Genomic DNA, 13,794 nt, shown 5'->3' with positions numbered 1-13,794 from the left:
CTAGCCCATGACTTGGTTTGGTAGCCAAGTGACCAAATCTGGGAAAACCATAACGATACATAAAACCAGCAATTGCACCAGGATAAATGGGGTGACTGATTTATAGATATCCAGCATGGTAATGCCTTTTGGCGCGATGCCTTTTAAGTAGAACAGAGCGAAACCATAAGGTGGAGTTTGTACTGCGATAACGATGTTAAGGATCATCAGAACACCAAACCAGATAGGGTCGTAACCCAATGCGACTGCGACAGGTGTAAAGATCGGCGCACACATCAACACAATAATGAACTCATCAATGATGAAGCCCAGAAGTAGCATGATGATCTGGAACATGATGATGATCATGATCGGTGGAAGATCGAGACTGGTTGTGATGTCTGAAACCATGCCTTGTACTCCCATCAGAAGGTGGAAGTTACTGAATACTGACGCACCAAGGATGATCCACATTGCGACGCTGACTAAGGTTGCCGTTTGTAGTCCGGCTTTCTGAACCATTGCTGGCTTAAAGCGTTTAAACAAAATAGACAGGATAATCGCACCTACAACACCGATTGCACCGGATTCGGTCGGTGTCGCGATACCGGCGATAATACTGCCCAACACAGCAACAATGAGTAACAGAGAAGATGCGCCGTCACGAATGGTTCTGAACAACTCATAACCTTTCGGGATCTCGATGTCATTGTCGCTATCAGTGTCTAGCGGAGCGCGATCCGGATTGAGTTTACAGGAAATCACTACGTAGCTAATAAGAAGCACAATGGTAATCAACGCGGGAACCATAGCGCCAAGAAACATCTTTCCGACCGAGTTTTGGGTCGCGGATGCAAACATGATCATAGGGATGCTTGGCGGAATGAGGATACCTAGAGAGCCGCCAGCCATGATCACACCCAATGCCAGGCGTTTATCGTAGCCACGTTCTAGCATCGGTTTTAATGCGATGCTGCTCGACGTCATGATACCTGCGCCGATAATACCAACCATAGCGCCAATCATTGAACACACGCCTATAACGCTGATCGCCAATGAGCCGCGAATTCGCCCGATAGCTAACTGACTGGCGTTAAACATGGCATCCCCGATGCCTGAGCGAGTCAGAATCTGGCCCATGTAAATGTATAGTGGTATCGCCAAAAGGATAAAGTTGAAAAAGGTGCTCTCTACGGTAGTCGGAATAATATTAAATAGGCCTTCGCCCCACGTTATGTAGCCAACGCCCATGGCGATTGCCGCTAATGCGAGTCCGACTTGTGCACCTAAAGCAAAAGCGGTAAGGATACAGGCCAATAACACCCCTGTAAGTACTTCAATCTCCATATGCCACTTCCTCTGTGTTTTGCTCTTTATTAAATTTTGTTGAATCTACTTTGAACGGCTGCTCTTCAAGCGAAGAGGGTACGTCGTGCTTCGATGGTTTCAGAAGTTCTCTGGATGTCAGCAGATAGAACAGGTTGCAAATGATTTGCACCGAGTACTGGGCAATAAATACCCCTGAAGATACCGTAATCATCAGCCAGAAATGATGTAACGGTGGAGCCCATTCACTCTGAGTTCGGTAGTTAAGCTCCAGGCTTTCGAAAAACATGCCGCCGCACACTTTGGCCATTACGGCTAAGAAGCCAATCGCCAATACGGCGGTTAGCAAATCGAAACAGCGTCTAACTTTTTCGGAAACCTTAGCGTGGATAATATCTACATTGATATGAGCGCCTTTCTGCTGAGCATAAGCGCCACCCAGAGCTGAAATATAACCAAAGAGAAACAACGATGTGTCGTATCCCCAAATGGTCGGGCGGTCCAGAACATATCTTGCGAACACTTCGTAAGCGACGACACCAGCGAGTATTGGCAGGAGGTAGGAAACAGAACGCCCAATACCTCTAACTACACTCTGAACGACTCGACAGTATCCTATGAGAATTTTTTCAATCATGTGGCCTCCTTGCAAAACAGACAAACAGAGGCGGAGCGAACTCCACCTCTCAATTCTTTGTTACTGTTTTTCCAATATGTCGATAAGCTGTTTAGAGTACTTATCTGCTGCTGCGTATTCTGCTGCAAGAGATTTACCCGCTTCTTCCCATGCTTTTTTGTCTGCTTCAGATGGTTCTGGGCTCCATTTCAAACCTTTCGCTTCCATATCGGCGATTGCCTGAGATTCCCACAGGATAGATTTGGTCATCTGCTCTTGTGCGTGAACGGTGGTAGCAGCGCTGACGATAGCTTGTAGATCGGGAGATAGCTTTGCCCATGCTTTCTTGTTGACCACAATCGGCAGTACCTGTGCGCCAGCCAGAGGTAGCGGGTACATGTATTTCGCTACTTCAACGTGGTTACCGTCGCGGTGGTCAATCATGTTAGAGCCAATTGAACCGTCGATGACGCCTGTAGCCAGAGAGGTGTAGATTTCACTCCAAGCGAGTGAAACAGGTGAAGCCCCAAGGTTTCTCAGGAACTTGCCGTAAGCACCTGGCGCGCGAATTTTCATGCCTTTGAAGTCTTCAACAGACTTAATTTCTTCTTTAGTAATGATGTATACCGGAGGCTGAATGTAAGGATCCAACCACACCAGATTTTGAGAACCATAGGCGTCTTTTAATACTTCCGACCAACCCTTTTCGTGGAACAAGGTCGAAAGTTCGCCCACATCATCAGTACCGCCCGGTAAGCCAATCTCGACAACGCCAGCTGGGAGTTCACCCGCGTGCATAGATTGAAATGGTGCCCCCATCTGGATCAGGCCAGATTTAACAGCGCCCAGAATACCCTTAGTACCAACGCCTTCGCCTGAATATAAAACCTGTACAGCGATTCGACCGTCAGACATGGTTTCAATATTCTTTGCCAGGTTTTCGTAAACTTGTCCATAAGCCGTTCCACGGCCATAAAGGTTGGCAAAGCGCCAGTTCTGCTCTGCAGCAAAACTTGCCGCTGAAGTAGCCATAGCGCCCAATCCCAGTGTCGCTGCAAGCATACTGCTCAGTAGCTTTTTACCTTTTCCCTTTAGCATAGAAAGTCCTCTTCTAAATGTTTTTCGATTCCGTTTTCGATACTCATATTAAGAGTCGAGTGCTAAAGGAATAGAACCAGTCGGTGACATACGATGGTACCAGTTTAAATTTTTATGCTGGTACCATGAATATTTTCAAACTGGTACTTAGGCGCCGTTTTTTTTGTCGATAGCATTCTTCTCATAGACGAAAGTAAGAGAGTGAATTATGGACAAGGTTTCGAACCAATCCCTGTTAAAGGGAACGTGTGATGCAAGCGATGACGCTATTGCTGTTGTGAACCCAGCAACAAATGAAGTGATTGGCTATGTTCCATCACTACAGCCAGCGCAAATTGAAGGGCTAATTGAGCAGTCCAAACAAGCTCAGAAATTATGGCAGGATCGAACCGCGTCAGAGCGCTCAGCCATTTTAAAGCGTTGGTACGATCTGGTTATCGAAAACAGTGATGATCTCGCCCGCATTATGACCTTGGAGCAAGGCAAACCAGTAGCTGAAGCGAAAGGTGAAATTATTTACGGCGCATCATTTATTCAGTGGTTTGCCGAAGAAGCGAAGCGCACATATGGCGATACCATTCCGACACCAGCGGGTAGCAAAAGACTCATGACAATCAAGCAGCCAATTGGTATTGCTGCAGCGATTACACCATGGAATTTTCCGACTGCGATGATCACGCGTAAAGCTGCGCCAGCATTGGCAGCAGGCTGTAGCTTTATTGTCAAACCAGCAAATCAAACTCCGCTTTCTGCCTACGCTATCGCTGAATTAGCTTATCAGGCTGGACTGCCGAAAGAGTTGCTGGTTGTGGTGAACAATCACTCTTCTGTTGCGATTGGCGATCTTTTCTGCCAACACCCAGATATTCAAAAATTGTCTTTCACTGGCTCGACTGGGGTGGGTAGCCAACTGATAAAACAGTGTGCTGACACCATCAAGCGTACATCCATGGAACTCGGCGGAAACGCGCCATTTATTGTGTTTGATGATGCCGATATTGATGAAGCGGTTAAAGGTGCGATCGCCTCTAAGTTTCGTAACGCGGGTCAAACCTGTGTCTGCGCTAACCGCTTTTATGTGCAGGATGCCGTATACGACCAATTTGTTGAAAAATTCAAAGCCGCTGTGGCTGAGCTCAAAGTCGGAAACGGTATTGAGCCTGGCGTAACAATTGGGCCACTTATCGACAGCAAAGCGAAAGCACAGGTGATGGGTTATATCGAAACAGCTGTCGCACAAGGCGCGAACGTAGCCTTTGGTGGCGATGACCTGGGTGGATTATACGTACAGCCAACGATTCTGACGGATGTGACTCAGGATATGGATATTGTGCAGACGGAACTATTTGGCCCAGTTGCTCCAATTATCCGTTTTAGCAATGACGAAGAGCTGGTCACGCTCGCCAACGACACGATTTACGGCTTAGCCAGTTACTTCTACACCAATACGCTAACTCGCGCGTTCTCTATCGCCGAAAAGCTGGAATACGGAATGGTGGGAGTGAACGAAGGGATCATCTCAAATGAAGTCGCTCCGTTTGGTGGCGTTAAACAATCTGGTTTTGGCCGCGAAGGTGCAAAACAAGGTATCGATGAATACTTGAACATTAAATACATCTGCCTCGGCGGAATGTAATAAACAACAGACTGACGATAGTTTTAAAGGAACAAGGCTATGACAAATTCACAATGGCAAGAGCGTAAAGAAAAAGTAGTTGCTAAGGGCATGGCAAACCTTAGCGCGGTATACATCGAGAGTGCGAAAAATGCACTTTTGACGGATATCGAAGGCAAAGAATACATCGATTTTGCCGCTGGTATCGCAGTAACGAACACGGGGCATTCTCACCCTCAAATTATTGCAGCAGTAAAAGAGCAACTAGAAAAGTTCAGTCACACTTGTTCAATGGTGACGCCATACAGCAGTTTTATTGAATTGGCAGAAAAAATCGTCGATGTTGCTCCGGGTGAAGGTGAGAAAAAAGTTGCCTTTTTAACCACGGGTGCGGAAGCGGTGGAAAACGCAGTGAAAGTGGCACGCGCTCATACTGGCCGTAGTGGCGTGATTGCCTTCAAAGGTGGTTTTCATGGTCGTACCAATATGTGTATGGGCCTAACGGGTAAAGTAGCTCCGTACAAAGCAGGCTTTGGCCCTTTTCCTAACGAAATCTATCACTTGCCGTTCCCAAATGAATATCATGGTATCTCTGAGCAACAGAGCTTAGAGGCATTGGATGATTTGTTCGCGTGTGATATTGAACCAACTCGCGTTGCGGCGATGATCTTTGAGCCAATTCAGGGCGAAGGTGGTTTTTACCAGGCACCTGCTTCGTGGGCACAAAAGCTGAGAGAGATTTGTGATAAACACGGCATTGTTCTTATCTGTGACGAAATTCAGACAGGCTTTGCTCGAACTGGCAAGATGTTTGCTTCAGAATATCTTGGAATCGTTCCCGATATCACTACAATGGCAAAAGGTATCGCTGGTGGATTCCCGCTATCGGGTATTGTTGGTAAAGCTGAGATCATGGATTCAGCAAATCCAGGTGGTTTAGGTGGTACTTATGCAGGTTCACCTTTGGCTTGTGTTGCTGGTATTGAAGTTCTTAACATTATTGAGTCAGAATCTTTGTGTGAAAGAGCAGAGCAGATTGGCCAAACCTTCGCCGAGTTGTTATCTGAGATGCAGAAAGAAGTGCCCCAAATTGGTGACATTCGCCAAGTTGGTGCAATGATCGCAATCGAATTTAACGACCCTGGTACTAAAGCGCCATTACCTGAACTGACGAAAAAGCTGGTTGCAAGTGCAAATAAAGCAGGCGTGGTATTGCTTTCATGTGGCGTAAAAGGAAACGTTATCCGCTTCCTGCCACCGCTAACGATTGAAGATGAACTGATCTGTAAAGGGTTAGATATCATCAAATCTGAGTTGCAGGCTTTAACTCGATAGCTGATAAAACCTTCAAAAGCGGCATTTAACGTGCTGCTTTTGAGTGGTATGGTTTAGTGACCTGAATTCAGGTTAAGTAGTTGAAGCTGGGCATGTGTAAATGACCGGCGCAGTAAAGGCTAGGTCATTTATGCTCCAGGGTTACATTCACATCGATCCTCTCGATTCTCGTACGTTACAAGAACAAATCAAAAGCAGCATCTCTCAGGCGATATTTGATGGCTTTGTTTCCAAACACCGCAGCCTTGAATCATCACGAAAGCTCGCTCAGTCCCTTTCTGTATCTCGGAACACTGTACTCAGAGTCTATGACCAACTCACCGATGAAGGTTTACTCATTTCGGTAGAGCGAAAAGGCTACTTCGTTAATCCTGAGTTAGAAGTCTCCGAAAAAAAAGCCCCTGAACGCGTACTTGAATCTGAAAGGCAACTGGATTGGGAAAAATACCTGATAGAAGGCGATGAAGCGCATGGTTCCGCCGCGAATAATCTCAAGAATTATCCTTACCTCTTTGTTCATGGTCAGGTCGATGAGGATCTCTTCCCGGTATCCGAGTGGCGTAAATGCAGCATTCAATCACTGAATAAGATCAATCACAAAAGTTGGACTTCCGACGATAATGACTACCACGATCTTATTGAGCAGATTCGAACCCGGGTACTGCCGAATCGCGGAATTTTTGTCGATGCGGATCAGATAGCGTTAACTCATGGTTGTCAGAACAGCTTGTATTTAATCTCCAAACTGTTGGTTTCACGTTATACAAAAGTCGGCTTTGAAAATCCAGGATACCCAGAAGCACTTCAGCAGTTCAGAGCAAGGCGAGCCAACGTTCAACCTTTAGAAGTCGATAGAGAAGGCATGGTTGTCGACGACAGACTGAACTCCTGTCAGCTTGTTTACACGACACCGAGTAACCAGTTTCCTACGACGGTTAGAATGTCTTCGCAACGAAGAAAGCAATTGATGGACAAGGCTGAGCAGGAAGATTTGCTCGTTATTGAGGACGACTTTGAGCATGACATCAACTTTATCAGCGACAAGTGCCCGGCGCTTCGTAGCGAGTACCCGAGTGAGCGTATTATTTATATCTCTAGCTTTTCCTCGATTATCGCACCGGGCCTAAGGTTAGGGTTTATTGTGGCGTCGCCACCGCTTATTAAGCAGATAAGGCAAGTTCAGCAGCGGATGCATAGTTTACCGCCAAAGAACAACTGCCAGACGCTGGCACTTTTCATCAGCCTTGGTTATTACGATTCGTTAATCCAGAAGATGTTGAAGAAATATCGTGAGAAGTGGTTAACCATGGAAAAAGCGTTAAACACTTATTTTCCTCAGTCCGGCGTTATTCCCTCGCTCGCGGGAACCGCATTTTGGATAGATTACCGTGAAGACTTTGATGCCGGTTTACTTGAGGAATTGGCGAAGGCTCATGGAATATTGATAAACAACGGTGCCAAGTATTATACGTGTGAAAAACGTAATAACAGTTTCCGCCTCAGCTTCCAGTCGATAAAGAATTCCGATATTCGCAGCGGTATTGAGAAGCTCGCTCAATTGGCAAAGAAAATACTACCTATTCCGCGAGTAGAAGATGCAGAAGGCGTTCGCTTAAACGGCAAGCGTATACGAGAGTTACTTTCTGACAGGGTCGTTCTGACAAGAGATTGCTTCAATATCCCATACCGAATCACCTTTCAGGCGGATGGCAAGATGACAGGGGTGTCGGATAGACCGAATGACGCGGATGAAGGTTACTGGTGGATTGAAAATAATCACTTTATGTACCAGTGGCGTAACTGGCAATTTGCGGATGTACGCAGAGTAACGGTTATTTTGGATGGCGATTCTATCAAGCGGTTTGGCGAAGATGGCTACTTTATTGGCGATGCCACGCTGGTTGGTGAAACAGCCCAAGCCTAGAAACCAGTCAAAAGAACATGGTTGTATATAATCAACCATGTTCAAATTCGACCTGGCTATTTCCTTAATAGCGCTGGATTTAATTAAACCGGTCCACTGAGAACAGCGACAAGTTAAACTTAGCCGGTTTATCAATCGCCATATCTGCGACCACTTCGCCAATCACACTGGCGAATTTGAATCCATGCCCGGAAAAGCCAGACACTAGCACGACATTGTCATTATCAGGGTGCTTATCGATAATGAAGTTTTCATCTGGCGTTCGGGTGTACATACAAGTTTTACCAAACTTCAGCGATTCAACGTGGGGCATGTGTTTATCTAGTAGTTGTTGAAGGTCTGCTGAATCTGCTTGGTTGTCGAAAGGCGTGATCTCTGCGTTGGGATCTTGGTCTTCACCTAGATCATGACGGCCTATTTTTAATCCTGCGCCGTCAATACTTGGGAACCCGTAATAGATACCCTCTGGCGTCACAAAGGAAAATGCAGGGAAAGTTCCTTCTCCATAAAGAGCTTCTGGTGCGTTGTACCAGGCAAATGTTTTACGGATAGGGCTGATTGGTAAGGTTACGCCTAGCATATCCAGCAGGTCGTTTGACCATGCACCAACGGAGACGACCAATTTCTTACCCTGAAATGTATTGCCGTTTGCTGTAACCCTGACGCCATCTTCAAGGCGTTCAATGCCAGAGACCTTATGGTGTGTAAGCAGTGTTGCGCCGTGAGCAAGGGCGAGATCACGGTATGCCTGAATGCAATCTTCCACTCTAAGCACGCCTGACGTCGACTCAAAACAACCGATATATTCTGGTGGCAGGTTGAGGCCTTCGAAGCGTTGGTTCGCTTCATCGGCACTTAAAATTTCAAGCGGAAGATGATGTTTTTTTGCACTGGCTATCAGCATCGAGATAAAAGGCGAGCGTTCATCACCAATGTTAAGAACACCTGTTTTGAGGAATAAAGATTTGCCTGATAACTGTTCTAGCTCGCCCCACAATTCTTGCGCTCGTAACGCCAATGGTACGTATTCTTCACCTTCTCCGTATGCATGGCGGATAATGCGGGTTTCACCATGATGACTGGCGTGTGAATGGGGTGGATCAAAAGCATCAAGAAGTAGTACTTTTTTCCCTTGTTTAGCTAGAAAGTAGCCTGTGGACATGCCCATCGATCCTGCACCGACAACAATCACATCGTACTGCATTATTACTCCGTTAACGTTATGTAAAGCTGTTGAAACTCTATCATATTTCAATTGATTGAAAAGTCAGTATTCATACTGATATCAATGTCGATTGCCCTTGACTTGTAGTGCCTGAATCGTTGAGGATTTATCGATAGCCAAAACAATACATCGATTCCCAGGACGCAATATGAACAACTTTACCTACTTCAACCCTACCAAAGTGCACTTCGGTAAAGGGCAAATTTCGACGCTTACAGAAGAAGTGCCACTCGGTAGCAAAATTCTGATCACCTACGGTGGTGGCAGCATCAAAAGTAACGGAGTATACGAGCAAGTGATGGCTGCTCTTGATGGTTACACCGTGTTTGAGTTTGGTGGAATCGAACCTAATCCACATTACGAGACATTAGTGAAAGCGGTGGAAGTCGCCAAGGAACAAGACATTGATGTCATTCTTGCTGTAGGCGGAGGCTCCGTTATTGATGGCAGTAAGTTCATTAGTGCTGCTGCCTGTTATGAAGGCGATTACTGGGACATCATCGCGACGGGGGGAAGCTGTGTAGAAAGCGCCTTAACGTTAGGCTGTGTGCTGACGTTGCCTGCGACAGGATCTGAAATGAACCGAAACGGCGTGATTACCCGCGCAGAAACACAAGATAAGCTGTCTTTTGGCTCAGAGTATGTTCGCCCGTCCTTCTCTATCCTAGACCCTGAAACCACGTACTCTCTGCCGGCACGACAAATTGCCAATGGTGCTGTCGATACCTTTGTACACATTTTGGAGCAATACCTGACTTACCCAGTGAATGCTAAAGTGTCTGATCGCTTCGCAGAAAGTCTGATGCTTAATGTCTTGGAAGATGGCCCATTGGCTCTTGAAACGCCAAACGATTACGAAGTACGTGCAAATCTGATGTGGACTGCGACGATAGCGCTTAATGGTACATTGAAGTGTGGTGTCCCTACGGATTGGGCAACGCATGCCATTGGCCATGAGCTGACCGCACTGTATGGATTGGATCATGCGCAGACTTTAGCGATCGTTCTTCCTGCCATGTGGAAATATAAAAAAGCACAAAAACGAGGCAAATTGCTGCAATATGCTCAGCGCGTATTCAACATCACGTCTGGCACAGAAGATGAGCAAATTGATGCTGCCATTCAAAAAACAGAAGCGTTCTTTGCCGCAATGGGGAATCCCACCACGCTATCTGCATACGGTTTGGGTGATAACGACATTCCTGCCGTTAAAGACAAGTTGATTCAACACGGTATGCTGGCAATGGGTGAGCATAAAGACGTCACGCCTGAGGATGCAGTGGAGATATTAAAGCTCGCTTTATAAATACTACCTGTCGTAGTAAATCACGGGTTACCTTAGCTTGATAATATACTCGACAGCTTTGTTGGCAATTTTTGTTGCCGACTAACAACTTAACCCGTGTTTAGGTTATTCGTACTTCCTTAAACTGTCTGGGGAAGTACGCTCCTACTACAACCGTCTCACCTTAAATTTGATTCTCTATTTAACACCTCTTTCAGCGGCTATATCTACGCATTGCTCACCAACGCGATAGGAAAAACGGCTGTTTATCGGGCTCTTTGGCTTGAATTGTGCTTGTTTTACTCTAATTGAGAACGGTTTTATTTCTCCCCGAATGTGATCCAGTGTCCAGAATCATTTTGTTTAATTTTTGTTATCTAGAGGATTGGAAGTACTTGTTTTATCAAGATTAGTGAAATGAGGGAGTATGTGAGCTTTGTATTTATATGATTAAAATTTGATTATAAAACAAAGGATTACGTATTTTAGGGGAGCGTTATTATAAGAGCTGTCACACGGTAAAGAGCAAAGTAAGCCTTTATGTGTGGGAAAGGAGTAGGGTGTACGCCTTTATTTTCATCCTTGAGTAAAACCTCAAAGGGTGAGGGGCTCCTAGCGATAGCACTTATAATTTTTACTATTGAATCCGCTTACTGTGAATCGAAAACCAAACAAGCAGCAACGAGTAAGTGGAAGCTAGTAGGAGAAAAAACATGAGTGGCTTACAGGAAATACAATCATCTGGTGCGAATGTGATTCTGCATGCTTTTGATTGGAAGTATGCTGACATTGCCCGACGTGCAAAAGAGATCCATGAGCTAGGCTATGGTTCTGTTCTGGTCTCTCCACCAATGAAAAGCGCTAACGACGAACGCTGGTGGCAGCGCTATCAACCTCAAGATTATCGTGTTATCGACAATGCCCTTGGTAACACTCAAGATTTTATCCATATGGTTAATGAACTGGGCCGTTTTGGTGTACTTGTGTACGCAGACGTTGTGTTCAACCATATGGCGAATGAAGCGCACATGCGCCCAGATCTGCAATACCCAAGCAAAGAAATTTTACAGGAATACCAAACGAATCCAGAGAAATACCAAGCGCTCAAGCTGTTTGGGGACCTATCTGAGCCGCTATTCACTGAAGAAGATTTTGTGAAAGCGTTCGGTATTAAGAACTGGAAAGACAAATGGCAAGTACAAAATGGCCGAATTACTGGAGGACCAGCGGATCCCGGTTTACCGACTTTGCGTGTTTGTGAGCATGTTGTTGAGCAGCAACGAGCCTATTTAAAAGCACTGAAAATGATCGGGGTGAAAGGGTTCCGTATTGATGCGGCTAAACATATGACCCTTGAGCATCTTAAGCTAGTCTGGACCGACGATATTACCCAAGATGTGCACATTTTTGGCGAGATCATTACAGATGGCGGGGCGACCGTCGAAGAGTATCAGCTGTTTCTAGAGCCATATTTACAAGAAACTCGCTTAGGTGCTTATGACTTCCCGTTGTTTACCACCATTTTTAAAGCGTTTTCTAAAAACGGCAGTTTTAAGACGTTAATTGATCCGTATTGTTTCGGTGAGGCACTGTCTCCGGGGCGAGCCATTACTTTTGCTGTGACGCACGACATTCCAAATAACGATGTTTTCCTCGACTTAGTTATGGATGAAGAAGACGAATGGCTGGCGTATGCGTATATATTGGGTCGAGATGGCGGTGTGCCTCTGGTTTACACCGATTTAGACACCAGTGGCATTAAAGGTAAAAATGGCAAACCAAGATGGAAAGGCGCATGGAGTGATCCTCGGATGGCCACCATGATTAAGTTCCACAACGCCGTTCATGGTCAACCTATGAAGGTTCTCGAAGGTAACGACGACATGCTGGTGTTAGAGCGAGGGGATCAAGGTATTGTGGTCCTCAATAAATCATCTCGCCCGCAGTCTTTGTCGCTTGCAACAGAAGGAAATTGGTTAGATATGATGACTGGAAACTTAGTTTCGTCGCAAGATGAGATCAAGGTACCGGCCAAGTCGTCGATGCTACTTTTGGCCCAGTTGTAGTGCTTTAAGCTTGTTTAACGTCGATTAATCAAGGCGTTAAACAAGCTATCTATGTGTTGTGATTGCTTCGAACAACAGTATCGTGCCTTAGCTCAGGCGTGACGAGCTTGTTTTCGGTACTGGTTAGGCGACATATTGGTGTGCGAACGGAAAAATCTGGAAAATACTGATTGAGAAGAGAATCGAGTCAGTTCACTGATCTCGTTCATGCTCTTATTGGTTTCGGTGAGAAGTTTGACGGCTCTATCTAACCGGACTTTATTAAAAATATCGGTAAAACACGTATTTTCTATCGCTAACTTTTTATTAAGTGTCCAGCGACTCATTTTTAATTTGTCGCAAACATTATCCAAAATTTTTTGATCGCAAAAAACCAGTTGTTCAGATACTAAAGAACTCACAATATCTTCAACAATGAATGAAAACTTACTTTGATTAATTTCATAATTGACTTTATCTAAATTTATTTTTTGTAGCCTGTAGAGGTTCTCGTTAAAAAAGGCATTTCTTTTTTTAATTTGCGGAGATTTTACAATTAAGTAGTTTTCGTTTTGGCCAAACAAGCATTTAGTATCGAGTTTTTCGTTTGCTGTATGATGCGGAATCAAATTCGTATGAGTTAATCCTACAGAGTATTTTCCATCTGAAATATACTGGCTAATAATTTCACGAATAAAGACAAAGTTTGATAATGCACTGGAAATCATTTTATTCGGCCCAGTATCAGTATATTTTATCTTCATCGTATCTTGATCTACTTGTACTTCGCACCGGTCGCAACTGCCAATGACGGCGCGGTACTGAATATAGCTACTCATAGCCGACTCTGCAGAAGACTCATTAATGCATAAACTAAATAAATCAGGGAATAATGAATACATGCCCTCTAACCCAGAATCTTTAAAGAATCGCTTTTGATAAGGCATAAACGTTTCAAGAAGAGCATAATGCGCAGCCGAAGAGATTCGTCCATTCTTTTTATTGAGTTCATATTTGTTAATACCGCAACTTTGTATAATTTTATCTGTATCATGCCCTAATACAGATAGTTGTTGAAGCATTGTAGATGTTAATACATTAGAGACACTGCCATTCATTATTCGTCCTTTATTAATATTATAAATGAACAAAACCCAATCATTAACATGGTATATCTCTTTTGATATTTTTCCGTTACGGAAAAATGAATTAGTGATCTACTGCTAAAAATATATTTTACTTCGTGAAAAAATAGGAATCGAGATCAGATTCTTACTTCTGATGATCGATTGATGTGGATAGGTAACGTATGGACAACATAAGAACTAAAAAAAGCCCGAAATAAA

General features: G+C 44.7%; 10 protein-coding genes. 5 read left to right on the top strand and 5 right to left on the bottom strand.

Going from position 1 to position 13,794, the window contains the following annotated elements; all coding sequences use genetic code 11:
- From V1U08_RS04080 to V1U08_RS04070, 3 genes are read right to left on the bottom strand one after another with little or no spacing between them, the layout of a single operon-like run.
- A complete protein-coding gene (locus V1U08_RS04080; RefSeq protein WP_014234713.1) occupies positions 1–1,326 on the bottom strand; it encodes a TRAP transporter large permease in 1,326 nt (441 codons plus the stop codon).
- Positions 1,316–1,942 carry a TRAP transporter small permease subunit gene (locus V1U08_RS04075; protein WP_014234712.1) on the bottom strand — a complete coding sequence of 209 codons (627 nt, stop codon included), beginning with the start codon at positions 1,940–1,942 and terminating at the stop codon, positions 1,316–1,318. The genes V1U08_RS04080 and V1U08_RS04075 overlap by 11 nt, the downstream gene beginning before the upstream one ends.
- A gap of 60 nt (positions 1,943–2,002) precedes the next feature.
- Complete coding sequence (locus tag V1U08_RS04070) at positions 2,003–3,019, bottom strand: TRAP transporter substrate-binding protein (RefSeq protein ID WP_065298240.1); 1,017 nt, start codon at positions 3,017–3,019, stop codon at positions 2,003–2,005.
- Between the two features lie 208 nt (positions 3,020–3,227).
- Between V1U08_RS04070 and V1U08_RS04065 the strand changes: the two genes are divergently transcribed.
- From V1U08_RS04065 to pdxR, 3 genes are all read left to right on the top strand, one after another.
- Positions 3,228–4,655 (top strand): NAD-dependent succinate-semialdehyde dehydrogenase, encoded by a 1,428-nt coding sequence (locus tag V1U08_RS04065; protein WP_243978575.1) that lies wholly within the window; start codon positions 3,228–3,230, stop codon positions 4,653–4,655.
- Between the two features lie 39 nt (positions 4,656–4,694).
- Positions 4,695–5,969, top strand: a complete 1,275-nt coding sequence (gene gabT, locus V1U08_RS04060; RefSeq protein ID WP_065298242.1) for a 4-aminobutyrate--2-oxoglutarate transaminase — start codon at positions 4,695–4,697, stop codon at positions 5,967–5,969.
- A 100-nt stretch (positions 5,970–6,069) separates the two neighbouring features.
- Positions 6,070–7,893: a MocR-like pyridoxine biosynthesis transcription factor PdxR gene (gene pdxR / locus V1U08_RS04055; RefSeq protein ID WP_330469982.1), complete on the top strand. Its 1,824-nt coding sequence runs from the start codon at positions 6,070–6,072 to the stop codon at positions 7,891–7,893.
- Between the two features lie 79 nt (positions 7,894–7,972).
- Here pdxR and solA read toward each other — a convergent pair whose 3' ends face one another.
- A complete protein-coding gene (solA, locus tag V1U08_RS04050) occupies positions 7,973–9,097 on the bottom strand; it encodes an N-methyl-L-tryptophan oxidase (RefSeq protein ID WP_330469981.1) in 1,125 nt (374 codons plus the stop codon).
- Between the two features lie 169 nt (positions 9,098–9,266).
- On the opposite strand from solA, the gene V1U08_RS04045 reads away from it, so the two are divergent.
- Together V1U08_RS04045 and V1U08_RS04040 are read left to right on the top strand one after the other, a co-directional pair.
- Positions 9,267–10,424, top strand: coding sequence for an iron-containing alcohol dehydrogenase (locus V1U08_RS04045; protein WP_330469980.1), 1,158 nt, complete (start codon positions 9,267–9,269; stop codon positions 10,422–10,424).
- 692 nt (positions 10,425–11,116) lie between these two features.
- Positions 11,117–12,469 (top strand): alpha-amylase family protein, encoded by a 1,353-nt coding sequence (locus V1U08_RS04040; protein WP_330469979.1) that lies wholly within the window; start codon positions 11,117–11,119, stop codon positions 12,467–12,469.
- Positions 12,470–12,561: 92 nt separating this feature from the next.
- On the opposite strand, the gene V1U08_RS04035 is transcribed toward V1U08_RS04040, so the two are convergent.
- Complete coding sequence (locus V1U08_RS04035) at positions 12,562–13,566, bottom strand: helix-turn-helix domain-containing protein (RefSeq protein WP_330469978.1); 1,005 nt, start codon at positions 13,564–13,566, stop codon at positions 12,562–12,564.
- Between the last annotated feature and the right edge of the window lie 228 nt (positions 13,567–13,794).

This window comes from Vibrio sp. YYF0003 (assembly GCF_036350715.1).
GTDB lineage: Bacteria > Pseudomonadota > Gammaproteobacteria > Enterobacterales > Vibrionaceae > Vibrio > Vibrio natriegens.
This window is presented reverse-complemented; position numbering and strand designations above follow the sequence as displayed.